This is a genomic window from Micromonospora sp. LOL_023, from assembly GCF_048060115.1.
GTDB lineage: Bacteria > Actinomycetota > Actinomycetes > Mycobacteriales > Micromonosporaceae > Micromonospora_E.
This window is the reverse complement of the sequence record NZ_JBHMIM010000223.1, coordinates 1-264: the sequence shown is the minus strand read 5'-3', so window position 1 is coordinate 264 and position 264 is coordinate 1. Positions and strand designations below refer to the sequence as shown.

At 62.9% G+C, this 264-nt stretch carries 1 protein-coding gene; it reads left to right on the top strand.

Annotated features, from left to right (window positions below; all coding sequences use genetic code 11):
• Positions 1-74 precede the first annotated feature (74 nt).
• Positions 75-264 (top strand): hypothetical protein (locus ACFHVL_RS31545; RefSeq protein WP_416632274.1); only part of this gene is annotated, 190 nt, incomplete at its 3' end.

The window sequence follows — 264 nt, the reverse complement described above, 5'->3', positions numbered from 1 at the left end:
CAACCGAACCACCTGAGCCGAGTACCGGCACTACACCCAGTCGCGGACCGTTACTCGCAAAGGCTCACTGGCCGATGGACACCATCGACAACAGGGGCTTGCAGAATATCGACGGCACCGCCGGTGACCTTACGGCTGCCGGCGATGTCACCTGGCCTGCCGATACCAGGCTGATTGGCGAGAGCGTCCCGTCCTTTGACAGCGTTTCCGAGTCGCCCACCAACATCTATGGCAGCGCGACCGCGACGGTACCCGACCTGGACA